The organism is Botrimarina sp. (genome assembly GCF_040219535.1).
GTDB lineage: Bacteria > Planctomycetota > Planctomycetia > Pirellulales > Lacipirellulaceae > Botrimarina.
In genome coordinates, this window is sequence record NZ_JAVJSH010000036.1 from 58,824 (window position 1) to 82,873 (window position 24,050).

General features: G+C 69.5%; 15 protein-coding genes. 8 read left to right on the forward strand and 7 right to left on the reverse strand.

Going from position 1 to position 24,050, the window contains the following annotated elements; genetic code table 11:
* The first annotated feature begins 63 nt into the window (after positions 1–63).
* Positions 64–1,455: a four-carbon acid sugar kinase family protein gene (locus RIC11_RS19695; protein WP_350214107.1), complete on the forward strand. Its 1,392-nt coding sequence runs from the start codon at positions 64–66 to the stop codon at positions 1,453–1,455.
* 192 nt (positions 1,456–1,647) lie between these two features.
* Here RIC11_RS19695 and RIC11_RS19700 read toward each other — a convergent pair whose 3' ends face one another.
* From RIC11_RS19700 to RIC11_RS19715, 4 genes are all read right to left on the reverse strand, one after another.
* Positions 1,648–2,595, reverse strand: coding sequence for a PEP-CTERM sorting domain-containing protein (locus tag RIC11_RS19700; RefSeq protein WP_350214108.1), 948 nt, complete (start codon positions 2,593–2,595; stop codon positions 1,648–1,650).
* A gap of 217 nt (positions 2,596–2,812) precedes the next feature.
* The gene (locus RIC11_RS19705) at positions 2,813–3,247 is read right to left on the reverse strand and encodes a hypothetical protein (RefSeq protein WP_350214109.1); all 435 of its coding nucleotides are present in this window, start codon (positions 3,245–3,247) and stop codon (positions 2,813–2,815) included.
* A gap of 84 nt (positions 3,248–3,331) precedes the next feature.
* Positions 3,332–4,372 (reverse strand): DUF1559 family PulG-like putative transporter, encoded by a 1,041-nt coding sequence (locus RIC11_RS19710; protein ID WP_350214110.1) that lies wholly within the window; start codon positions 4,370–4,372, stop codon positions 3,332–3,334.
* A 58-nt stretch (positions 4,373–4,430) separates the two neighbouring features.
* Positions 4,431–5,756: a PEP-CTERM sorting domain-containing protein gene (locus RIC11_RS19715; protein WP_350214111.1), complete on the reverse strand. Its 1,326-nt coding sequence runs from the start codon at positions 5,754–5,756 to the stop codon at positions 4,431–4,433.
* Between the two features lie 716 nt (positions 5,757–6,472).
* On the opposite strand from RIC11_RS19715, the gene RIC11_RS19720 reads away from it, so the two are divergent.
* Positions 6,473–7,303 (forward strand): sterol desaturase family protein, encoded by an 831-nt coding sequence (locus RIC11_RS19720; RefSeq protein WP_350214112.1) that lies wholly within the window; start codon positions 6,473–6,475, stop codon positions 7,301–7,303.
* Between the two features lie 158 nt (positions 7,304–7,461).
* Here RIC11_RS19720 and RIC11_RS19725 read toward each other — a convergent pair whose 3' ends face one another.
* Both RIC11_RS19725 and RIC11_RS19730 read right to left on the reverse strand, forming a co-directional pair.
* On the reverse strand, positions 7,462–7,773 hold the full coding sequence (locus RIC11_RS19725; protein WP_350214113.1) for a rhodanese-like domain-containing protein: 312 nt from the start codon (positions 7,771–7,773) through the stop codon (positions 7,462–7,464).
* A 62-nt stretch (positions 7,774–7,835) separates the two neighbouring features.
* The gene (locus RIC11_RS19730; RefSeq protein ID WP_350214114.1) at positions 7,836–8,348 is read right to left on the reverse strand and encodes a YciE/YciF ferroxidase family protein; all 513 of its coding nucleotides are present in this window, start codon (positions 8,346–8,348) and stop codon (positions 7,836–7,838) included.
* Between the two features lie 543 nt (positions 8,349–8,891).
* Between RIC11_RS19730 and RIC11_RS19735 the strand changes: the two genes are divergently transcribed.
* From RIC11_RS19735 to RIC11_RS19755, 5 genes are all read left to right on the forward strand, one after another.
* Complete coding sequence (locus RIC11_RS19735) at positions 8,892–10,955, forward strand: DUF1592 domain-containing protein (RefSeq protein ID WP_350214115.1); 2,064 nt, start codon at positions 8,892–8,894, stop codon at positions 10,953–10,955.
* Positions 10,956–10,972: 17 nt separating this feature from the next.
* Positions 10,973–12,358, forward strand: a complete 1,386-nt coding sequence (locus RIC11_RS19740; RefSeq protein WP_350214116.1) for a DUF1552 domain-containing protein — start codon at positions 10,973–10,975, stop codon at positions 12,356–12,358.
* 183 nt (positions 12,359–12,541) lie between these two features.
* Positions 12,542–14,626, forward strand: coding sequence for an elongation factor G (fusA, locus tag RIC11_RS19745; RefSeq protein WP_350214117.1), 2,085 nt, complete (start codon positions 12,542–12,544; stop codon positions 14,624–14,626).
* Positions 14,627–14,739: 113 nt separating this feature from the next.
* A complete protein-coding gene (locus RIC11_RS19750; protein WP_350214118.1) occupies positions 14,740–15,240 on the forward strand; it encodes a VOC family protein in 501 nt (166 codons plus the stop codon).
* Positions 15,241–15,473: 233 nt separating this feature from the next.
* A complete protein-coding gene (locus RIC11_RS19755; protein ID WP_350214119.1) occupies positions 15,474–20,177 on the forward strand; it encodes a beta strand repeat-containing protein in 4,704 nt (1,567 codons plus the stop codon).
* A 358-nt stretch (positions 20,178–20,535) separates the two neighbouring features.
* On the opposite strand, the gene fdhA is transcribed toward RIC11_RS19755, so the two are convergent.
* Complete coding sequence (gene fdhA / locus RIC11_RS19760; RefSeq protein WP_350214120.1) at positions 20,536–21,741, reverse strand: formaldehyde dehydrogenase, glutathione-independent; 1,206 nt, start codon at positions 21,739–21,741, stop codon at positions 20,536–20,538.
* Positions 21,742–22,126: 385 nt separating this feature from the next.
* On the opposite strand from fdhA, the gene RIC11_RS19765 reads away from it, so the two are divergent.
* Positions 22,127–24,025, forward strand: a complete 1,899-nt coding sequence (locus RIC11_RS19765) for a multicopper oxidase domain-containing protein (RefSeq protein WP_350214121.1) — start codon at positions 22,127–22,129, stop codon at positions 24,023–24,025.
* Positions 24,026–24,050: the final 25 nt, after the last annotated feature.

Below are 24,050 nucleotides of genomic sequence, written 5' to 3' on the forward strand. Positions count from 1 at the left end.
CCCAGCAACGAGCCCCAAAAGGCGTCGCCCCCCCGCGGCGGGCCCACCCGGAGCGAACCTACGATGAGCAGCACCAAGGTCGCGTTCTACGGCGACGACTTCACCGGCTCCGCCGACGTGATGGAGGTGCTCCAGTGGCACGGCGTGCCGTCGGTCCTGTACCTGGAGCCGCCGACGCCCGCACAGCTCGAGGCGTTCGCCGGCAAGGCGGCCATCGGCGTCGCCGGGTCGGGCCGCACGATGACGCCCGATCAGATGCGCGAGCGCCTGCCCGCCGTGTTCCGAGCGCTGGCGGGCGCCGGCGCACGGTTCGTGCACTACAAGACCTGCTCGACGTTCGACTCGTCGCCGGAGATCGGCAGCATCGGGGTGGCGCTCGAGGTGGGCCGCGAAACGGTCGGCGGGGCGGTCACGCCGATCGTCGTCGGCGCTCCGAACCTGGGCCGCTACCAGGTGTTCGGGAACCTCTTCGCGCGGTCTGGCCTGGACTCGGTCCCGCACCGGCTCGATCGCCACCCGACGATGAGCCGCCACCCGATCACGCCGATGGCCGAGGCCGACCTGCGCGTGCACCTGAGCCGGCAGACGGGCCTGCCGATCGCCCTGTGCGACGTGCTCGACCTGTCGCAGCCCGGCTTCACGCCTGACTACACCGCGATGGCCGAGCGGGGCGAGCGGGCGTGCCTGCTGGACGTGCTGACCGACGACCACCTCGCCGCGGTGGGCCGCGCGATCGAAGCGGCAGCGGCCGACTCCGAGCAAATCTTCGTGCTCGGCTCGTCGGGCGTCGAGTACGCGTTGTGCCGGCACTGGGAGCAGACCGGCGCGATCCCTGGGCTAACCGGGCCGGTCGAGCCGGACTTCGGCCCGGTCGATCAGGTGCTGGTCGTCAGCGGCAGCTGCTCGCCGGTCGGCGCGCGGCAGCTCGAGCACGCGGCGCAGAACGGCTACACGCTCGTGGCGATCGACACGCCGCGGCTGGTCGACCCCGAAACCCAAAAGGCCGAGGTCGAGGCCTCGATCCAGCGCGCGCTAAAGCCGCTTCGCAGCGGCGAGAGCGTCGTGCTGCACGCCAGCCGCGGGCCCGACGACCCGCGTGTCGGCCAGACCATCGATGGATTGAAGCGCCTGGGGATGAGCGACCTCGACATCCGCTTGGGCAGCGGCGAGCGGATCGGCCCGGCGCTGGGGCGGATGATGGCGGCCCTGCTGCGCGAGCACCCGCTGCCGAGAGTGGGCGTCGCCGGCGGCGACACGTCGGGCCACGTGGCGCACGCGCTGGGCATCTGGGCCCTCGAGGCGGTCTCTCCCCTCGCGCCCGGCTCGCCGCTGTGCCGGTGCTACGCCGATGGCCATCAGCAGCCGTTCGAGGCGTTCTTCAAGGGCGGCCAAGTCGGCCGCGACAACGTGTGGCCCCTGTTCCGCGACGGCTCGGCGGCAGCAGCCGCCCCTTGAGCCGATGGCGCTAGCCACGGGCGGGCGGGGTGTGGCGGCCGGCGCTCCGATCGCCCGACGCTAGCGCGTTCGGCTCAAGCGCTCGCCAGCCGTCGCCGGTTCGAGGGCAGTCCGAAGACAAGAAACAAAAAGCGGCCCCGCCGGTAGTCCGGCGGGGCCGCGGTCGATTAGCGAGTCGAGCCGATTCGTCGATCAACGACCAGCACGAACACGGCGGGCGCCGGCCAGGCAGCCGAGCACCGCGAGCGACGCCAGGGTCGACGGCTCGGGCACGACCGAAAGGTCGAACGTGTCGAAGTTGACCTGGAAGTACGAGCCGCCGAAGTTGCCGGCGCCGGCCGTACGCAGGCCGTAGTAGAGCGGGTCGCCGGGGTTCAGCGGCTGGATCACGTCGGTCGAGAACGCCTCGATGGTCCAGGTGTCGAGCGAGGGGAACACGCCCATGGTCTCGTCGCTCTGGTAGCCCCAAGCGGTCAGCGTGCCGGTGATCTTCACGCCCGGCGTGCCGGCGCCGTCGGCGTCGGCCACGTCGACGACCGACATCGACATCGCGAATTCGCGGAGCGAGCCGTCGCGCTCGTCGACGTAGTCAAAGCGGTTGTCGTTGGGCGCCTCGGGGAGGTCTTGGAAGGTCACGAAGTTCAGCTGGGTGTCCGTGCCGTCAACGACTTGACGGATCCGCATGCGGCCGGTGTTCGGGCGCCAGTCGAAGTAGTAGTACTCCGCGGCCGGCGGGCCCGTGGCCGAGTCGTCGTTGTCGATGACGATCGTGTTCGCCCGCGACGCGATGCCGAACGTCATGTTGTTGCCCGGGCCGACCGACGGGATCGTCATCGTGGTGCTGACCAGCAGGTCGTCCGACTCGCCCGCGGGAACCGAAACGAGCGCCGCCGACTTGTTGTTGCCGTTATCGGGGTTGTCGGGGATGCCGTGGTTGATGACCAGCTCGCCCTGCGCCTGGTCCCAGGTCCACATGCCGTCGTTCTTGCCGACCTCGTTGTACGAGTAGAGCGTGAAGTCGCTGATGTCGGTGAGGAAGTCGTTCGAGTACGGCGGCGACACGGCCCAGCCGGTCGAAGCGGCGAGCGTCGACAACACGAGCGCCGCGGTGAGAGAAGAAAACCTTAGTTGCCAAGTCATAAGTCTCACTCCAGAAAAGAAACAGAAAACGTACGCGTGCTGCTGTGTCGCAAATCGGCCGCCACGGGATCGCCCGCGGCCGCCGACCGACCCACGCTCACGCCCCAGCGGGTGGGGCGCTCGCCTGTGGGATCGGAGTAGCCCTCTCGTTGCCTGCAGCTTGCTCCGTTGGTCGCTGTCGTGTCCGCCGCGCCGCTCGCCTGAGGGTGCGAACCCGTTACTGGACAGGCGCCCCGTCGGATGTGAGGTTGAAATCGGCCTGGTCCGTCCCGCCGGGCGGGACGTCGTAGGTCAGTTTCGATTGCACGTTGTACGCGTAGGGGATCCGCTCCGGCGCGAGCAGCTTCGACGTGTTCTTCTCGTCCTCCACGGCGGTGCTGATCCACACCCGGTTTTCTCCGACCACGGCCCCCTCGGGGCCTTCGAAGATCGTCAGGCTGTAGCGCCCGTCGGCGTCTGTCTTGCCGAGGCCGACCATCTTGGTCACCTCGGGGTGGTCCGGCTGCGGCAGCGGCATGAACTGGACCTTGGCTTCGGGCACCGGCTTGCCGTCGAGCGTCACGACGCCCGACACGGGCCCGACCTCGGGCCCGCAGCCGACACACGCGGCGATCGCCACAAGCACAACGGCGGCGAACACACAGCGACTCATTCAATCCACTCCTTAAACGTTTCTCGATTCGTTCTTCGTTCCGGCGCCGCAGCCGGTGACTCGTTCCTCTCCGTCGTCGCCCGCTCAATCGTCAAACGACGACACCTCTTCGCCGGCGATGGTCGCCATGTCGGCGAGCACGAACACGTCGGCCGTGTCGGGGATGCCTTGCACCGAGCCGTCGACCCGCAGCCAGTTGATGATGCCGCCGGAGTGCTTCGAGCCGAACGCCCGAGAGCACGGGTCCTTCGGCAGCGACTGGCGACAACGCTCGTGGTCCGACAAGAAGAGCAGGTTGCCCAGCTCCGGCACGATCGTTCCCTCGTTGTAGCCGTACGGCGTGTAGGCCCAGAAGAGCCCGCGCGGCGGGTGAGAGATCGTCGCGTACTCGCCCACCATCAGGGTCTTCGACGCGCCGTCGATCACGTCGGTGATCGACTCGGGCCGGAGCTTGTGGAAGGGGTCGCTGGAGTTGCCGCGCGCCGCGTAGATCTGCTGCTGGATCTCGGTCGGGCGCTGCGGCTTGGTGACCACGTGCAGGGCGCCGCGCCACTCGCGGGGCACCTGGTTCGGCGTCGAGGCGTCGCCGATCCGCACGCCCCACGCGTCGAAGTACATGTTGGGGTCGCCGGCAACGTACTTGCCCCGACCCGAGACCGACGCGTACGACCCCCGCGCCCACTCCCCGCCGCGCGGCCCGCTCGCCGGGAAGACCAGCTGGCCGGCGTCCTCATCGGACGGGCAGCCCATCACCGCCAGCGGCGTTTGGGCGACGAGCCGGTTGTCCGCGTGGCTGTTGAACGTGTTGAAGTTGTACGCGTCTTGCAGGGTGCCTTCCTCTAGGTAGGGGAGGATCGACACCGCCCAGTTCTCCCAGAAGTCGGCGCCCGAGTTGTTGTTGTTCAGCCACACGCTGCCGGCCGGGAAGGCCTTCATGGCGTCGTGGTAGTTGTGCAGGCCGAGGCCGATTTGCTTCAGGTTGTTGGTGCACTGCATCCGCCGGGCCGCCTCGCGGGCCGCTTGCACGGCCGGCAGCAGCAGGGCTACCAAGATGCCGATGATGGCGATCACCACCAGCAGCTCGACGAGCGTGAAGCCGCGGCGCGTTTTTTGAACGGGCTGCATACTGAAGTCCCTCACTGTATGAACCGAGATTCGAAAGGGTAAGAAATCGCCCGCACGCTCAGAGCGAAGCCCGCCGGCGGCCGATCGTGCCCGCCAACGCGCCGGCCGCCGCCATCAGCAAAGCACACGCGCCCGGCTCGGGAACGGCCGCGGCCGAGCCGGCAGACGCGCCGTAGTTGCCCGCCCAGACGTCGTAGTCGGCTTGCGTGTAGGTCGTGCCCAGGCCGTCGCGCCAGACCGTGTAGTCGGCCGCGTCGACCGTGCCGTCCGAGTTGAAGTCGCCGGCCAGGCCGCCCGCTTCCACGTCGACCGTGAGGTCAAAGTCCAGGAAATCGTAGAACCAGTTGCCTGCGCCCGGATCGTACCGCTGCTCGCGGATGCCGAAGTACTCGCCCATCAGCAGGTCACCCGACGCGTCGTAAGCGGTGAAGGTCTCCTCGGTGAACACGGGCTGCACGCCCTCGTTCTCGTTGACGTTGCCGTACCAGACACCGAGCGTCGCGTCGAACTGCAGGCCCTCGACCATCCCGCCGAGTCCGTCCGGGACCATCGTCTTGGTGACCTCGAGCGAGATCGTGTTCTCCCGCGCCGGGGTCCCTTCGAGCGACAGCTCGGCCAGATCGAGCCGGTTGCGGACGTTCGGCGACGGGTCGAGGTCGATCATGCCGAGGATCTCGTCGACCATCTCCCCTTCGCTGTTGAACGCGCGCTTGACGACCGAAAACTCCGAGGACCGCGAGTTCGCCCGGAACTCGTAGTACTCCGCGTCGTCGAGCTCCGCGACGTTCGCGACGTAGTCGTCCGGGAAAGCCTTGCCGTTGGACAGCTCGCGGGCGAAGCCCTGGGTGGTGTACGGCTTGTTGCCGTAGGCCACGAGGCTAAAGAACGTGTTGTTCTCGAAGCTGTGCCGCGGGAACTGCGTCCACGTGGTCGACACCATCGCCGACTCGCCGGTCGGGTTATTGACCTGCAGCAGGGCCGCGTTGTCGCCGGCGCCGCCGCGGAAGTAGTTCGGGCTGTCGACGTGCGTCAGGCCGGTCTCGAGCCGCAACACGCCCGTGCCGCCCAGCGGCTTGGGCTGCTCGTCCAGCTCGGGCTCCGGCTCGTCCGGCAGGAAGGTCCACTCGCCGTCCGGCGTGAGAATCTCAGGCGTGGCGCTCGGATTCGGGAGGCCGAACTCGTTGAAGCCGTCGCGGTCGTCGTCGTAGTAGACCTGCTCGTTGTAGTAGACGAAGTCGTTGAAGTCCTCGAGGTTGTCGAACTCTGTGCTGTAGGAGAACGTGTCCGCGGCGGCGGGGGCTGCGAGCAGCAGCGCCGCGGCGGTCAGAGAAGCTGCACAAACGAGACCGGGTAGGCCGCGCCGGACCGTTAGGTTGCTGAGCATCGGGGTCGCCTCCAGAGACACGAAAAGCAAGGACGGGGGGTGAGCGTCAGGGTGAGTCGCACCGCCGCAGTTTGTCGAACAGAGGGCAGGAGCCAGCTGCGCCGCGAGGAAAACTCCAATTGCGTAACAAGGCGGAACGCCGGGGTCGCGGAACGAATCCCTCCATCAGCGACGGCCCTCGAGCGGGTCGCCAGTGGCCCCCGCGAGGCCGCCCTGGGGCGACGCGGCGTGCAAGGAAAAGTCGTCTGAACGAAAAGCCCGCCGCGTTTCCGCGGCGCCCGCCTGGCCGCAGGTTATTGGCTAGGGTAAGGCTGAACCTATCTGAGATCTCAGCAAGATTCAACTGCAATTTCTCATCGAACCTTAAGATTTCGCAGGGCGCATCGAGTGGGCGCATTCCGCACGAACCCCCGCGGCGGCCAGGCGTCGCCCGGCCGCGTCTGGCCGCCGGCGCAATCGCAAATTACCGCCCTCCGACGCTGCCCGCGAAGCGCCGCCGGCGGCGCCGCATGGCCGTGGCTCAGCAGCCACTTCCCGGGCGCCGCGAGCAGCGCCCGCCGGAGGTTAGTGCGCCTAATATCCTCCGTTCTATCCCATGCCTTCCGCCGCGGCACACACAGTTAGGATTTCGAACCCAGCGCCTCGGCAGCCGGCCCCTCCCCGAAGCAGCGACCGCTACCTACTTACCCCGACCGACGATCTTGGATGCCGACCTGATGCTCGCCGCACGCCTGCCCGTCTTTCTGGCGGTGCTGGCGATCATGTCGCTCGCCGAGGCCCTCGCGCCGCGGCGGACGCAGGTCGACCGCACGGTGAGCCGCCGGCTGAGCAACGCGGTCTTGTTGGCGGTGGGGGCGACAATCTTGCGCCTCGTCCCGGTGTTGTCGGCCGCGGGGGCCGCCACGTGGGCGGAGGCCCACCGAATCGGGTTGCTGGCGCTGGTCGACTGGCCGCTGTGGGCCGAGCTCGTCGTCACGGTGGCGCTGTTCGACCTGTTGATCTACGCGCAGCACGTGGCCCTGCACCGCACGCCACTGCTCTGGCGGGTCCACAAGGTTCACCACGCCGACTCCGACCTCGACGCCACCAGCGCCCTGCGGTTCCACCCTGGAGAAATACTCCTGTCGGCCGCGATCAAGTCAGCCGCGGCCGTGGCGCTCGGCGCGCCGGCTTCGGGGGTGGTCTTGTTCGAGATCGTGCTCAACGCGGCGGCGATCTTCAACCACGCCAATCTTGCGATCCCGCCGCGTGTCGACCGGTGGCTACGCCTGGCCGTCGTCACGCCCGACATGCACCGCGTGCACCATTCGGTGCGCCGGGCCGAGACCGACAGCAACTTCGGGTTCAGCTTTCCGTGGTGGGATCGCATTTTCGGAACGTACCGCGCTCAACCCGAGGGCGGGCATGAGTCGCTCGAGCTCGGTCTGGCCGACGCGCGTCGGCCCGAAAGCAACCGCGACCTGCGTGTCTTGTTGGGGATGCCCTTCCGTTCCGCAAAGACAGCGGCCCGACGAGATACGCCGAAACGAACGGGCGGCGGCCGATAATGCCGGCTCGCACGCCGCCGCGCCGCGCAGAACGGGATAAAAAACGGGGCGACCGGGACCCCAAAGATCCCGGCCGCCCCGGTAGCGTACATAGCATTATCGATGGCTTAGCGACGCTGCGTTTGTATCAACTAAGCCCTCATCAAGAAACTGAGCCCTCAAGAAACCTGGCGCCAGCCTTCGGCGCCGGCCGCGAAGTCGTAGACCTCTTGGTAGCCGGCCTTTTCTAGCTTCGACGCCGCTTTGTCCGACGAGTGACAGGACTCGCTCGCACAATAGACGACGACGGGCTTGGACTTGCCGCCGGCGATCTTCTCGACTTTTTCGACGAAGTCCGGGTCTTCCTGCGGCACGTTGACCGCGTCAGGGATCTCGGTCGACTCGAACTTGTCTTCGGGCAGCGTGTTGACAATCAACACGTCGTCTTGCGCCTTAAGCTTCTTCAGTTCGTTGGCGTCGATGGTCTTCATCGTGAAGCCTCCCTCAGGTTAGGACGTTTCAACCGATGCCGACCGCCGCGTCGCCGGCAGGTTCACGCCTGGCCCGCGGCGGTGTTCACGTACGACTCGGCGATCTCGGTCAGCTTCTTGTCGGCCGCGCCCTCTTCGTCGAGGGTCTCTTGCAGCAGCGAGACCGCTTGCTGCTTGCCGAGCTGCTTCGCCAGCGCGCGGGCCGAGCCATAACCGGCGATCTCGTAGTGCTCGACACGCTGGGCCGCAGCGATCAGGCCCGCGTCGATCACGTCCGGGTCGCCGTCCGCGTCGATGAACTCCTCACCCTCGCTGATGAGGCCCTTCATCGCGTCGCAGGACTCTCGCTCGGGCTCCACGCCCAACGACGAGAAGACCTTCTCCAGGCGGTTGATCTGCGACTCGGTTTCCTTCAGGTGGTTGTTGAAGGCGGTCCGGAGTTCGGGATTCTTGGCCGTTTTGGCCATCTTGGGCAGGGCCTCGGTGAGCCGGTGCTCGGCGTCGTAGAGGTCCTTGATCTGAGCCGCGAGCAGCTCGTCGAGTGTTTCGAATTTCTTGCTGGTGAATAGTCCCATTTGAGTTCCTCCAATGAAGGTTGCTTGAGTGTTCGTTTAAGGGCGGAAGCCAAGCCCATCGGGGGCGCGGCGTTCTGCACAGCGATACTTGGTTGCAACCCGTGTGCCATCACGGCCCCCATCAGGCCACGCGCGGCGGGCATCTTTCGGTCTACTTGCGAGGCTGAGCGGCCGGCGCGCAGGTCGCGCCGTGACGCACCGCCGCCTGGCCCGGATGTGGCTAGCGGCCACGAGGAACGACGAACGACCCCTAGCCTCGACTAGGAAAACCCCTAGCGAGAGGGGGCAAGGCGCTGACGCGCTCCCCCAGCGGGGCTTATGATTACGGCCATGTCTCGGCCCCACGAACCACGACGTCCGGCGCCCGTCGCGCGGACGCATCGGGCTAAGCGCCGCCGAACCGAACGTGGCCAATCCGCGCGGCAGAGCCCCCGGACGGCCGGCCGCTCGTGTGCCGCCTCACCGTTACGGGCCTCCCCGCGCAGGTGGTCAACGCCTGCTTGGCTGGGCCGTTGGGCGATCACTGCCTGCTCGGTTCTCTTCTTGATTGCGCTCGGATCGCCCGCCCGCGGCGGCGACGAGGCCGATCGCGCGGCGCTGCGTGAGTCGTACGCCGAGCAGATCCGCCCGCTGCTCGAAGGGAGCTGCCTCGATTGCCACGGCTACGGCAGCACCGAGGGCGGGGTCTCGCTCGACCTGGACGAAACGGGCCCCGAGCTGCTCACCGACGCCGACCTCTGGGCGCGGGTGATCAAGAACGTCCGCGCTGGGATCATGCCCCCCGAAGGGTACGACCCCCCGACCGAGGCTCAAACCCGCACGCTCGCCGACTGGGTGAAGCGATCGGTCATCCGGATCGACCCGACGCGCGTCGACCCGGGTCCGGTCACCCTCAGGCGGTTGAACCTGTTGGAGTACCGCAACTCGGTGCGCGAGCTCACGGGCGTCGATTACAACACCCAGCTCAACTTCCCGCCGGACGACACCGGCGAGGGGTTCGACACCGTCGGCGACGCGTTGCTCGTATCGCCCTTGCTCCTCGAGAAGTACCTGCGGGCCGCCGACGAGATCGTCCGGCAAGCGATCCCGAACGGCCCCCGCAGCGAAGAGAACGCCCAGCAGCACGAGCGCTTCTTTGCCCACCCGTCGCCGCCGGAAGACCCGGCCGAGCGCCACGCGTACCTGCGGCGAGTAATCGAAGCGTTCGCCAGCAAGGCGTTCCGGCGGCCCGTCGACCCGACGGCGCTCGACCGGCTCGTCGCGATGGCCGAGGCCTCCGCTTCGGCGCCGGGCCACACCTTCGAGCAAGGCGTGGCGCAGGCCGCCAGGGCGGTGCTCGCCTCGCCGCAGTTCCTCTTCCGCTACGAGGCGGCGGACCCCGACGATTCCGACCCGCTCTACCCGCGCGTCGACCAGCACACCCTCGCGGGCCGACTCTCCTACTTCCTCTGGGCCTCGGCGCCGGACGACGAGCTCCGTCGCCTGGCGGACGAGGGCCGGCTCCGCGAGCAGCTCACCGCGCAGGTCGACCGGATGCTCGCCGACAAGCGGGCGGACGCGTCGCTCAGCAGCTTCGTGTCGCAGTGGCTCCGCGCCCGCGACGTCATGCACACGCCGGTCAACAAGCTGGCGGTAGCGGGCCTGACCGACCGGCGCCGCCAGGTGCTGAGGAAGCTGCGGCAGGCGCGCCGGTCGGACGCGCCGGCCGAGCGGGTGGCCGAGCTCCGCGACAAGTACAACGGGCTTCAAGAGCTGCTCAAGGAGCCGTCGTACCCGCTGCGGAAGGCCATGCGGCGCGAGGCAGAGATGCTCTTCTCTCACGTCGCGCGCGAGGACCGCAGCGTGCTGGAGCTGATCGACGCGGACTACACGTTCCTCAACGAGCCGCTCGCCGAGCACTACGGCGTGCCCGGCGTGGAGGGCGACCGCATGCGGCGGGTGGAGCTGCCGGCGGACAGCCCGCGCGGCGGGGTGCTGACGCTCGCGTCGACGCTCGTGGTCACGTCGAACCCGACCCGCACGTCGCCGGTGAAGCGCGGGCTGTTCGTGCTCGACAACCTGCTCGGCACGCCGCCCCCGCCGCCGCCGCCGGACATCCCGGAGCTCGAAGCGGCGGCCGAGCAGTTCGGCGATCGCCAGCCGACGCTGCGCGAGCTGCTGGCCGCCCACCGCGACTCGCCGTTGTGCTCGGCCTGCCACCAGCGGATGGACCCGATCGGCCTCGCCCTGGAGAACTTCGACGCGCTCGGCCAGCACCGCACCGAAGACAACGGCGCGCCGATCGACCCGTCGGGCGTGCTGGTGTCGGGCGAGCGGTTTGCGGGCGTCGAGGAGCTGAAGGCCGCGCTGGCGGGCCCCCGGCGGCGCGACTTCTACCGCTGCCTGACCGAGAAGCTGTTCGTGTACGCGCTGGGCCGCAGCGTGCGGCCGGAGGACCTGCACACGATCGACCAGATCGTCGATCGGACCGACGCCCAAGGGGGCCGCTTCCGTGCGCTGCTCGACGCGCTCGTCGAGTCGCCCCAGTTCCAGCGGATCCGCCGGGCCGAACCGGCCGCCGAGGCGACCGCCGCAAAGCCAACCGCCGCCGCCACCCACGGCGGCTGAACCGCGGAGACCCACCGATGCACGAGAACCTCCCCGCCCGAATCGGACGCCGACAGTTCCTCCGCGCCTCGGGGGTGTGCGTCGCGTTGCCGGCGCTCGAGTCGCTCGCCGGCGCCGCCCCGGCGCAGGCCGCCGCCGGGGCCGCTGCGGGCGACGCCGCGGCCGCGCCGCTGCGGATGGCGTTCCTCTCGATCCCCAACGGCGTTCAGCAAGACGCTTGGTACCCGACCGGCGCGGGCGCCGATTTTCAGCTCAGCCCGACCCTGGCGCCGCTGGAGTCGGTCAAGGACCAACTGCGCGTTTTCGTCGGCCTCGAGCACGAGAACGCCACCCCCGGCGAAGACGGCCCCGGCGACCACGCGCGGGCCAACGCGACCTACCTGACCGGCGCGCGGGCACGCAAGACGCCGGGCCGCGACATCCATTGCGGCGTGTCGGTCGACCAAGTAGCCGCACAAGCCACCCGCGGCGCGACGCGCTTCGCGTCGCTCGAGCTGTCGTGCGACGCGGTCCGCAACTCCGGCGCGTGCGACTCCGGCTACGCGTGCGCGTACCAGTACAACCTGTCGTGGAGCTCGCCCACCACGCCCGTCACGCCCGAGCCCAACCCGCGCCTGGTGTTCGAGCGGCTGTTCGGCTCCGGGGGCCCGGAAGAGCGGCGCCACAACTTCCTCGTGCGGCGCGAGCAGCAGCGGTCGGTGCTCGACTTCGTGCTCGACGACACGCGCCGGTTGCACCGGCGCTCCTCGGGCTTGGACCGCCGCAAGCTCGACGAGTACCTCACCGCCGTCCGCGACCTCGAAACACGCCTGTCGCGCTCCGGCGACGACGACGCCCCACCCGAGGTCCGGTTCGAGCCGCCCGAGGGCGTGCCGGGAGACTTCGGCGCCCACATGGACGCGATGTACGACTTGCTTACGCTGGCGCTGCAGACCGACTCGACGCGGGTCGCCACGCTGCTGTTGTCGAGCGACGGCAGCAACCGCGCGTTCCCACAGATCGGCGTCGACGAAGGCCACCACGTGCTGTCGCACAACCAGCACGACGCGGCGGTCCGCGATAAGATCGCGAAGATCGACCGCTTCTACGCGGAGCGGTTCGCTCAATTCCTCAAACGACTCGCCGACACGCCCGACACCGACGGCGCCACGCTGCTCGATAACACGCTGGTCGTGTACGGCGGCGCGCTGAGCGACGGCAACCGCCACACCCACGACCGCTTGCCGGCGGTGGTCGCCGGCGGGGCAGGGCGGCTGGGGGTTGTCGAGCGGCTGGGGGGGCCGGGGCGTATCGACGTTCCCGAGCAGCCGATGACGAACCTCTTCGTTTCGATGCTCGACGAATTCGGCGTTCCGACCGAGCGCTTCGGCGACTCGACCGGCCCCCTCCGCGGGATCGGCTGACCGGCCGCCCCCCCCGCGACGAGACACCGCATCGCGGGAGATTCAATCCGGGCCGCTTCTGGGTTAAGCTGATCGGCAGATGGGCGCGGCCGGCTTGGTTGCTGCGGCGGCCCCGAGGCCTCGCAGCGATTGGGGCGACTCGCCCGAGGGCGATTCCCTACTCGCTGCCCGGAGGCTTTTCTCATGACCGTCGCGACCTCTTCCGCGAAGGCGGCCATCGCCGCCAATGTGCCCGACCCCGAGTCGATCCGCGTGCTCTGCCTGTGCGGGCATTCCGGCTCGGGGAAAACCACGCTCTGCGAGCGCCTGCTGTACGACGCCGGCGTCGTCACCCGCATGGGCGACGTCGAGCACGGCACGACCTTCTCCGACCACACCCCCGAGGAGCGGCAGCACAAGCACTCGCTGCAGCCGAGCTTCCTGCACTTCGACCACGAGGGGCATCACGTCTGCGTGATCGACACGCCGGGCATGGCCGACTTCATCGGCCACACGATCGCTTGCTTCCCGGCGGTCGAGTCGGTCGTCGTGGTGATCGACGCAACCAAGGGCATCGAGAGCGAGACCCGCCGCCTGATGCGGATCGCGACCCAGCGCAACCTGCCGCGGATGATCCTCGTCAACAAGATCGACGCGCCCGACGTCGACCTCGGCAAACTCACCGAGCGGATCCGCAACACGTTCGGCCAGGTCTGCCTGCCGATCAACATGCCGAGCCCCGATTGCGAGCGTGTCGTCGACGTGTTCGAGACCGACGCGCACGACGCCACCGCGTTCGGCTCCGCCGAAGAGGCCCACACCCAGATCGTCGAACAAGTCGTCGAGGTCGACGAGGGCCTCATGGCCGAGTACCTCGAGGTCGGCGCCGAGGGGCTCGACCCCGCACGTGTGCACGACGCCTTCGAGCAAGCCCTCCGCGAGGGCCACCTCGTGCCGATCGTTTATGCGTCGGCCAGCTCCGGCGCGGGGATCGCCAACCTGCTGCACGTGACCGCGTCGCTCTTGCCGAGCCCCCTGGAGGGCAACCCGCGGCCCTTCGTCCGCGGCGACCGCCCGATGTCGACGGAGTTCGACGCCGACAAGCCGACCGTGGCCCACGTGTTCCGCGTCACGACCGAGCCCCACCTCGGCAAGCTCGGCGTGTTCCGCGTGCACCAGGGCACGGTCCGCGCCCGCAGCGAGATGTACATCGACGGCCAGCGCAAGCCGCTCCGCGTCGGCCACGTGATGCGCCTGCAAGGCAAAGAGCACGTCGAGACCGACTCGATCGGCCCCGGCGAGATCGGCGCGGTGTCGAAGCTCGAAGACATCCACTTCGACGGCGTGCTGCACGACGGCGCCACGCCCGAGGACCCGCCGCACATCCGGCCGCTGCCGCTCCCCAAGCCGATGTACAGCCTGGCGGTCGAGCTCAAGAGCCACTCCGACGAGACCAAGTTCTCCACCGCCATCCAGCGGCTGCAAGAAGAAGACCCCTGCTTCGTGATGCAGCGGATCGCGGCCACCAAGCAGACGGTCCTCCGCGGCCTCGGCGAGCTGCACCTGCGCGTGATCCTCGAGAAGCTCCAGTCGCAGCACGGCATCGAGCTAGAGACCTCGCCGCCGAAGATCGCGTACAAAGAGACCATCACCACCGCCGCCGAGGGCCACTGCCGCCACAAGAAGCAAACCGGCGGCGCCGGGCAGTTCGGCGAGGTCTACCTGCGCGTCGCGCCGCTGCCGGACGACCACCCCACCGGCTTCGAGTTCGAGAACAAGACCGTCGGCGGCGCGATCCCCCGGCAGTTCATGCCCGCCATCGAGAAGGGCGTTCGCCAGGCGCTCGACGAGGGCGCGATCGCCGGCTACCCGGTTTGCGGCGTGCGTGTCGAGGTCTACGACGGCAAGCACCACGACGTCGACAGCAAAGAGATCGCCTTCATCACGGCCGGCAAGAAGGCGTTCATCGACGCGGTCGGCAAGGCCCAGCCGGTCTTGCTCGAGCCGTTCGCGGCCGTCGAGGTGGTCGCGCCGCTGCAGCACGTCGGCGACATCACGAGCGACCTCTCTACGCGCCGCGGCCGGGTGAGCGACTCGCTCGTCAGCGACCAGACGTGCGTCGTCCGCGCGGTCGCGCCGCTGGCCGAGCTGCGCGAGTACGCCACCCAGCTACGCAGCCTCACCGGCGGCGCCGGCGCGTTCACGATGGACTACAGCCACGACGAGCCGGCCCCCCGCCAGACGCAGGACGAGGTGGTCGCCGCGTACAGAGCAAACGGCGAGCACTGAGCCCGCCACCACACCGACACGCGCCGCTCCGCCCACTCGGAGCGGCGCGCGTCGCTTGTTTTGCCAGCCACCGGCGCTTACCGCAGCACCGCCGTTTGATGGAGCACCCCACTATGCGAACCGATCTAGCCGCCAAGCTGATCGACGACTACCAGCGCGGCCGCATGTCGCGGCGCGAGCTGGCCCACCGCCTGCTCGGCCTCGGCGCAGCGATGGCCGCGGCGTCCGCCGCCCGCGGCGCCGAGCCCGCCGGCGACCCGGCGGGCGACGCGCTGCTGCACGCCAGGGGGATCGACCACGTCGCGCTCGACGTGACCGACATCGCTCGGTCGCGCGAGTTCTACAAGAAACACCTCGGGCTGCGCGTGCTGCGCGACGGCGGCGAGCGGCAGTGCTTCATGGGCCCGCCCGGCGGCGAGTTCATCCTCGCCCTGTTCCGCTCCGACACGCCGGGAATGAACCACTACTGCTACGGCATCGCCGACTACGACCCCGATCGGGTCGCCCAGGCGCTCCGCGAGGCGGGCGTCGAGCCGCGCCGCGAGGGCGGCCGGGTCTACTTCCCCGACCCGGACGGCCTCACCGTCCAGGTAACCGGCTGGTCGGATCGGTAGCCGATCGCCGGTGGCCCGCGCCGCGCGGCCCAAAACGCGGGAGACCGAATGGGAAGCTCCGGCGGGGCAGAGCGAGCGCCAGAGTGAATCGAGGGCCTGACGTCAAGGTCTGCGCGTCTTTGCGCAGATTTAGCCGCTTTCCGTTTGACAGCGGATAGCCGTAGAAACAGAATCGGTCCCGCGACTGCACCTCCTTCGATCGACCGCCCTGACACTGCTCGCGAGCGTTCTCCATGCTGACCTTCCCGCCCGCTCTGCGCACCGGCCTGATCGCGATCCTGTTGCTCGTGGGGCCCGTGGCTCTGGGCCAGCCACGCGACTTCGACGCCGGCGGCGACGGCACGACCTACACCGACCCCGCCAACTGGTCCGACGACGACGTCCCCAACTCGGCTGGCGAATCGGCCGTTATCGACGCGGGCGGCTCGTTCGACGTGGTGCTCGGCGCCACGATCAATATCGGCGGCCTCACCATCGGCGCCGACGACAGCCTGTCGGTCAACGGCGGCATCACGCTGGGGGTTATCGGCACGTCGCTCGCCAACGACGGCCTGCTGGTCATCAACACCGGCGCGACCGCCGGCAACACGTTGCTCGACCCGAACGGCGGCGAGCTGCTGATCTCGGGCCTCGGCGAGCTGGTCCTGAACGCGTCGTCCGACGCCGCGCTGCAGCACGCGCAGATCGGCGCCGCCAGCAACGACTTCGGCGTGCGCAACGGCGTCGGCCACACGATCAGCGGCACGGGCCAGATCGTCACCGCGTTCTTCAACGACGGGACGGTCGTGGCCGACGTCGCCGGGCGGACGCTCTTTGTCGGCTTCGCCAACGGGACCAACAGCGGCCTCTACACGGCCGACGCCGGCGGCATCCTGCGTATCGGGACCTCGATCAACAACACGGGCGGCCTGATCGACTCGGCCGGCGGCACGGTACAGTTCGCCAGCGGGGCGAACATCACCGGCGGGCAAATCGCCGGCGCCGATATCGACGTCGTCGGCACGTCGACATTCAACTCGTTGGCCACGTCGGCCTCGATCGACGTGCTCGAGGGCCTAACCCTGGCGGTCAACGGCGAGATCGCCAACACCGGCGTGATCACGGTCAACCGCGACGGCCTCTCCGGCAACACCACTCTCGATCCGAACACGAACACGACGTTCTCCGGCGCCGGCCAGATCGTGCTCAACGCGTCGTCCGACGCCGCCCTGCAGCACGCCCGCATCGGCGCCGCGTCGAACGACTTCGCGGTCACCAACGGCGCCGACCACACGATCCGCGGCACGGGGCAGATCATCACCACGCTGGTCAACGACGGCTCGGTCCTCGCCGACGTCGACGGCCGCACGCTGCAACTCGCCTTCGGCACGAAGACCAACAACGGCACGCTGGCCGCTACCGGCGGCGGCGTGCTGCTGCTCACCAACACCACCATCGAGAACGCAACCGGCGAGGTCGCGAGCCAGTCGGGCCTCGTCCAGTTGCAAGGCGCCACGATCAACGGCGGCCTCCTGAGCGGCGACGACGTCCGGGTCATCGGCTCCAGCACCCTCAACGCCCTGGCGACGTCCGCCCAGGTCGACGTCGAAGCGGGGAACTTGCTCGTGGTGAACGGCGACATCACCAACACGGGCGTGATCACTATCAACGTCGACGGCGCCGCGGGCGGCACGACACTGGACCCCAACTCCGCCACGAACTTCCTGGGCGACGGCCAGGTCGTGCTCAACGCGTCGGGCAACGGCGCCCTGCAGCACGCCCGCGTCGGCGCCGCGGTGAACGACTTCCAGATCACCAACGGCGCCGACCACACCTTCCGTGGCACGGGCCAGATCATCACCCAGTTCGTCAACAACGGCGCGGTGGTCGCCGATGTCGACGGCCGCGTCCTCGAGCTCTCCGGCGGCGTGAAGACCAACAACGGCTCGATGACCGCCGCCGGCGGCGGCGTGCTGGTCCTCTCCACCACGGTGAACAACGCCGACGGCCTGATCGACTCCGACTCGGGCGCGGTCCGCCTCGGCGGCGCCACGATCAACGGCGGCCAGCTCGCCGGCGCCGACGTGCTGGTCACCGGCACGACCGCCCTCAACGGGTTGACCACATCGGCGCAGGTCGCCACCGAGGCCAGCCTGTCCCTGACCGTCAACGGCGACATCACCAACACGGGGATCATCACGGTCAACCGCGATGGCGCGTCGGGCGTCACGACGCTCAATCCGGACAGCCTCACCACCTTCTCCGGCGACGGCCGAGTCGTGCTCAACGCGTCGGACAACGGCGCCCTGCAGCACGCCCAAGTCGGCGCCGCGAGCAACGACTTCCTGATCACCAACGGCGCCGACCACACCTTCCAAGGGACCGGCCAGATCATCAACCCGTTCGTCAACGAGGGCGCCGTCGTCGCCGACGTCGACGGCCGCGTGCTGCTGCTCTCCGGCGGCGCGAAGACCAACACCGGCTCGATCTCCGCAACCGGCGGCGGCCAGCTGGTCATCTCTACCGCAGTCAACAACGACGGCGGCCTGATCGACTCCGACTCGGGCGTGCTCTTCTTGCGGGGCGCGAACATCACCGGCGGCCAACTCAGCGGCGCCGACGTGCGCGTCGACGCACCGAGCACGCTGAACAACCTGACGACCGACGCCGACACCGACGTGCTCGGCGGCCAAGCCCTGTTCGTCAGCGGGAACATCGAGAACAGCGGCACGATCGCGATCAACCCCGACGGCGACGCCGCCAACACCCGGCTCGACCCGAACTCTGCGACGACGTTCTCGGGGACCGGCGAGATCGTGCTGAACGCCTCATCCGACGCGGCGCCGCAACACGCCCGGGTCGGCGGCGCGACGAACGACTTCGCCATCACCAACGGCGCGGGCCACACCTTCCGCGGCGCCGGCGATATCATCACCGGCTTCGTCAACAACGGCACGGTCTCGGCCGACGCGGCTGGCCGCACGCTCTACCTGAGCGGCGGCGTCAAGACCAACAACGGCGTCTACCAGGCCATCGGCGGCGGCGTGCTGAACCACACCGCGTCGCTGACGAACCACTCGGGCGCCGGCGTGCTCACGGGCGGCTCGTACCGCGCGATCGGCGCCGGTTCGACGCTCACCCTCCCCGGCCCGGCCCTCGCCGAGGTCGGCCCCGACACCGAGGTTGTCCTCAGCGGCGCCGGCTCGCTCGCCACCTTCGGCGGCGTCGCGCCGGAGGCCTCCACCACGGTCAACCGCGGCGCGATCCGCTTGCTCGACGGCCGCGACTACGAGATGACCGCCGCCGTCACCACGTTCGACAACTTCGGCGTGGTCGAGCTCGGCGGCGGCACGATCACCGGCGTGGGCCTCGTGCAGGCCCTCGCCAACAACTCCGGCGGCGAGTTCTTCGGCTTCGGCGCCCTGGCCGGCCCGATCAACAACAGCGGCCTCGTCCGCGCCGCGGGCGGCACGCTCTCCACCGGGCAGATCGCCGGCCCCGGCGGCGCCGTGCAGATCGACGCCGGCGCGTCGCTCGACCTTTCGACCGCTGCGGGCGCGTCGGACGCCGACACGCTGGCCCACAACGGCGAGGGCCTGAACCTCGGCGCGAACGACTTCCTCGTCCGCAGCGATTACACGAACGCGTCGTTCGGCGTGGGCAACGCCTTCAACCACCGCGCGAACGTGACCGGCGCCGGCCAGATCCTCGCCGACCCGGCGGTCGCCCAGACCATCACCGGCGATGTCACCGGCGGCGACACGGCGACCCCCTCGATCGACTTCGGCGTCACCCGCGTCGGCGAAGCCGTCGTGCGCAGCTACGCGGTCAACAACGCCGGCGCGTCGGGCCCCGTGCTCCGCGGCGCGATCCAGACGGACAACACGGCCGGCAATGGCGGATCGCTCAGCGATTCGCGCCTGAGCGGCCCCGGCGTGACCGCGGCGAACTTCGGCCCGCTCGCCCCGGGCGAGTCGACCGGCTCGCTGGCGGTGACCTTCGACGCGGCCACGGCCGGCGCGCTCGCCGGCCAGCAGGTCGCCGTGGTGAACAACTTCGACAACGTCGCGAACCAGACGATCGCGCTCAGCGGCGCCGCGTACAACGCGGCCGTCCTCGGCGTGGCCCCCACCACGATCGACCTGGGCATCCTCCACGTCGGCGACGCCGTCCCCGGCGCCGCCATCACCCTCAGCAACGACGCCGCGGCCGGCGCGTTCAGCGAGGACCTCCGCGTCGAGAACTTCGCCGCCACCGGCGACGCCGCCATCGGCGCCGGCAGCCCGACCGGCGTCACGCTCGAGGCCGGCGCCCAGACCAGCAGCCTGCTCGCGTCGATCGACACGTCGACCGCGGGCGCCAAGTCCGGCAGCATCACCTTCGACGCGACCTCGACCGGCGAGGTCGCCGGCCAAGGGGTCGGGCTCACGCCGCTCGCGCTCGCCGGGGGCCAGGTGATGGTCTCCGCCCAGGTGAACAACTACGCGGCCGCCCTGCTCGAGCTCCTCTCGGGCGACGCGGGCTTCGCCGTCGCCGGCCCGAACGAGTTCTCGCTCGACTTCGGCCAGGTCCTCCAAGGCGCGCCAGGCCCGGTCGCCGAGCTCGGCCTCACCAACGACGCGGTCGCCCCCTCCGACGACTTGGCGGGCACGTTCACGCCGTCGCTCGGGTCGGGGATCCTGATCGATGGGTTCGGGGCGTTCGATCAGCTCGCCGCCGGCGACATGCTGGCCGGCCTGCTTGTCGAGCTCGACACCACGACGCTCGGCGACTTCAGCGGCACGATCACGCTCGACCCGCGCAGCGAGAACGCCAGCGGCTTCAGCGGCGCGTTGCCGTCGATCACGATCAACGTGACCGGCGAAGTGGTGATCCCCGAACCCGCCGCCGGCTTGCTCGCCCTGCTCGCGTCGGCCGGATTGGCCGCCACACGCAGCCGTTCGCAACGGGTCGCCTGAGACACGGGCCGGCTGACTCGGGCTGGCTGACTCGGGTCGCCTGACCAAGTGGGCCGCGCAACGGCGCCCAAGATCTGGGATAATGGACCCCCGTTTTGGCGGCGACATCGCGGCCGGTAGTTGGCCGAATGTGGCGAATCGTGGCCAATTGCCCGGCCGACGTGTAACGCTTCCGCAACCACCGACGCAGCAACGACTTAAGGTCGATTTTCAGGCCCCGAAACGTGACGCGCGTTTTTCTGCGCGCCTGTCGCGTTTCAAACGAAGCCAACCGCTCGGCCAAGAAAAAACGCCGCCCCCGCGCCGGCGGCGGCGGCGGCGGCGCGGGGGGCGGCGATCGATTTGGTCGGCCGATCGCTCAGGCGGCGGGGACCATGCCGTGGGGGTCGAGCACGAACTTCTTGGCGGCGCCTTTGTCGAAGTCCTCGTAGCCCTTGGGGGCCTCTTCGAGCGAGATCACCTCGACGTTGCACGCCGCCGCCGGGTGGGCCTTGTCGTGGAGGATCGACATCATCAGGCCGCGGTTGTACTTCATCACGGGGCACTGGCCTGTGGTGAAGTGGTGGCTCTTCGCCCAACCCAGGCCGATGCGGATGCCGAGCATGCCGACCTTCGCGTTCTCGTCGACCCCGCCGGGGTCGCCGGTCACGTACAGCCCCGGGATGCCGATGCCGCCTGCGGCTCGGGTGATGTCCATCACGCTGTTGAGCACGGTGGCCGGTTTCTCTGAGCCGGAGTCGCCGCCGTGGCCGCGGGCCTCGAAGCCCACGCAGTCGACGGCGCAATCGACCTCTGGCACGCCGAGGATCTGGTCGATCTGCGCGGCCAAATCGCCGTGCTTGGCCAGGTTGACGGTCTCGCAGCCGAACGAGGCGGCCTGGTCCAACCGCTCTTGGATCATGTCGCCGACGATCACGACCGACGCGCCGAGGATCTGGCACGCGTAAGCACAAGCGAGGCCGACCGGCCCCGCGCCGGCCACGTAGACCGTGCTGCCGGTGGTCACGCCGGCCGTGTACGCGCCGTGGTAGCCCGTGGGGAGGATGTCCGACAGCAGCGTGAGGTCGCGGATCTTCGCCAGCGCGGCGTCGCGGTCCGGGAACTTCAGCAGGTTCCAGTCCGCGTAGGGGACCATCACGTACCGCGCTTGGCCGCCGATCCACCCGCCCATGTCGACGTAGCCGTAGGCGGCGCCGGGGCGGTCGGGGTTCACGTTCAGGCACACGCCGGTGTCCCGCTCTTTGCAGTTGCGGCAGCGGCCGCAAGCGATGTTGAACGGCACGCTGCAGATATCGCCCTTCTTGATGAACTCCACGTCGCGGCCGCACTCGATCACCTCGCCGGTGATCTCGTGGCCGAGGATGATCCCCGCCGGCGCGGTGGTGCGGCCGCGGACCATGTGCTGGTCGCTGCCGCAGATGTTGGTCGAGACGATCTTCAGGATCACGCCGTGCTGGCACTGGCGGGTCTTGCCCTTGTACTCGAGCTCGAGCTTGGGGTCGTCGATCGACTGGACCTCGACCACGCCGGGCTTGATATACGCGACGCCGCGGTTGTCAGACATGCTGGGGGGCTCCGTGGGTTGAAGAGGGACCGCCGCGGGGCCGCGGGTTGCTGGGGCGGTGTCGGTCGGCGGGCGGCGATCGCCGCCGCCCCGTTATCACGCCTAGCCGCGATGGCGACAAGCACCGCCCCCGCTGCGGTCGGCGCCCACGCTCGCCGCGGCTCGTGCGACGGCGGCGGCGACCCGGCCCTCGGCGCGGGCCGCCGGATTCCCACTTTTCAACGCGGTGGCACGGGCCGGCGCGGGCCCGTTGGTTTAGAATGTCGCCTCGGCCACGCCGCACGGCGGTCACCGCGGCGGGGCGGGAACATCAGGCACGCGACAGCAGCGGCCAGCCCTCGTTCTGCGGGGCGCGGCCGGCACGAGAAGAGAGGCAACGACAGACATGCACCGCACGGCGAAAGCGGCCGCTCTAGCGGCCTTCCTCGGATGCTACGCCCCGGCCCTCGCGGCGTTGCTCGACGCGGCGACGCTCGAGAAGTACGTCGACCCGCTGCCGATCCCGTCGGTGCTCTCGCCGGTCGGCCAGCTCGACGGCGCCCCGCTCTACGAGGTCGCGGTCAGCCAGTTCCAGCAGAAGCTGCACCGCGACCTCCCGCCGACGACCCTGTGGGGCTACGAGGGCGTGTTCCCGGGGCCGACCATCGAGGTCCAGAGCGGGCAGCCGGTCGCCATCGAGTGGGTCAACAACCTCCGCGACGAGCAGGGCGACCCGCTCGATCACCTCCTGCCCTACGACACCACCATCCACGGCGCGGGGCCGCGGTTCCCGCAGGCGCGGACGATCACCCACGTGCACGGTGCGGTGACCGACGAGTTCTCCGACGGCTTCCCTGAGCACTGGTTCGGCCCCGACCCACAAGCGCCGGCCAACGGGCTCGGCGGGCCGGCGGGCAACGCGTTGCTGGCGACCTACCCGAACAACCAACGCGCGGCGGGCAACTGGTATCACGACCACTCGATGGGCATCACGCGGCTCAACGTTTACGCGGGCATGGCGGGCCTGTACACGATCCGCGACGCCAACGAGGCCGCGCTCAACCTGCCCTCCGGTCCGTACGAGGCGCCCCTCCTGCTGCAAGACCGCTCGTTCAACCAGGACGGCAGCCTCTTCTACCCGGCCGGGCCGGGCGACACGGGCCAGCCCGGCGACGACCCGCTGGCGGGCCTGCCCGGCGACTTCCCGAGCGCCGCGTCGCAGGTGAGCAGCTTCCTGGCCGACGCGAACCTCGTGAACGGCGCCGTGTGGCCCTTCATGGAGGTCGAGCCGCGCAAGTACCGCTTCCGCGTGCTCAACGGCGCCAACTCCCGATTCTACGACCTGGGCCTCGAGCCGGAGGCCGGCGCGTCGCAGGCCGTGGCGCCCGACTGGTGGCAGATCGGGACCGACGGCGGGTTGCTCGCGGCCCCGGTCACGCGCGACCGGATCGAGCTGGCCCCGGCGGACCGCGCGGACGTGGTGGTCGACTTCTCGACCTTCTCGCCGGGCGACTCGCTGCTGCTGCGTAACTACGCTCAAGGGGCGAGCTCCGGGACGACCGACCGGGTCATGCAGTTCCGTGTGGTCGAGCCGACCGGCGCCGACCAGAGCGACCTGCCGGCCGTGCTATCGACGGTCGACCGCTACGACGAGGCCGACGCGGTCCGCGTGCGCACGCTCACGCTCGACCGAACCTTCGACGAGTACGGGCGGACGGAGCTGCTGCTGAACGACAGCAAGTGGACCGACCCGAACACCGAGACGATCGTCCAAGGCGAGATGGAGATCTGGGAGTTCGTCAACAACACGAACATGCCCCACCCGATGCACGTGCACATGGAGGCCTTCCAGGTGCTGAGCCGCACCAACCGGTTCGGCTCGGACATCCCGCTGGAGGACTTCGATAAGGGCTTCGAAGACACGGTCACCGTCGGCCCGCGCGAGACCGTTCGGATCATGGTCAAATTCGACCAGTACACCGGCGAGTTCGTGTGGCACTGCCACATCCTCGAGCACGAGGACCTGGAGATGATGCGGACGTTCCGCATCGTGCCGCTGGGCGACTACGACCAGGACGGACTGGTCGCGATGGCCGACTACGAATTGTGGCGGACTTCGTACGGCGCGACCGGCGACACACTGGCCGACGGCAACAACGACGGCGTGGTCGACGCGGCGGACTACACGATCTGGCGCGACGCGTTCGCCGCCAGCCAGTCGCCCGCGACCGTGCCCGAAGCGGCGACCGCCGCGTCGGCGGCCCTGGCGCTGCTGACGCTGGCCACGGGCCGGCCCCGCGGCTGACGGGGTTCTTCGGGGGGCCGCGGGC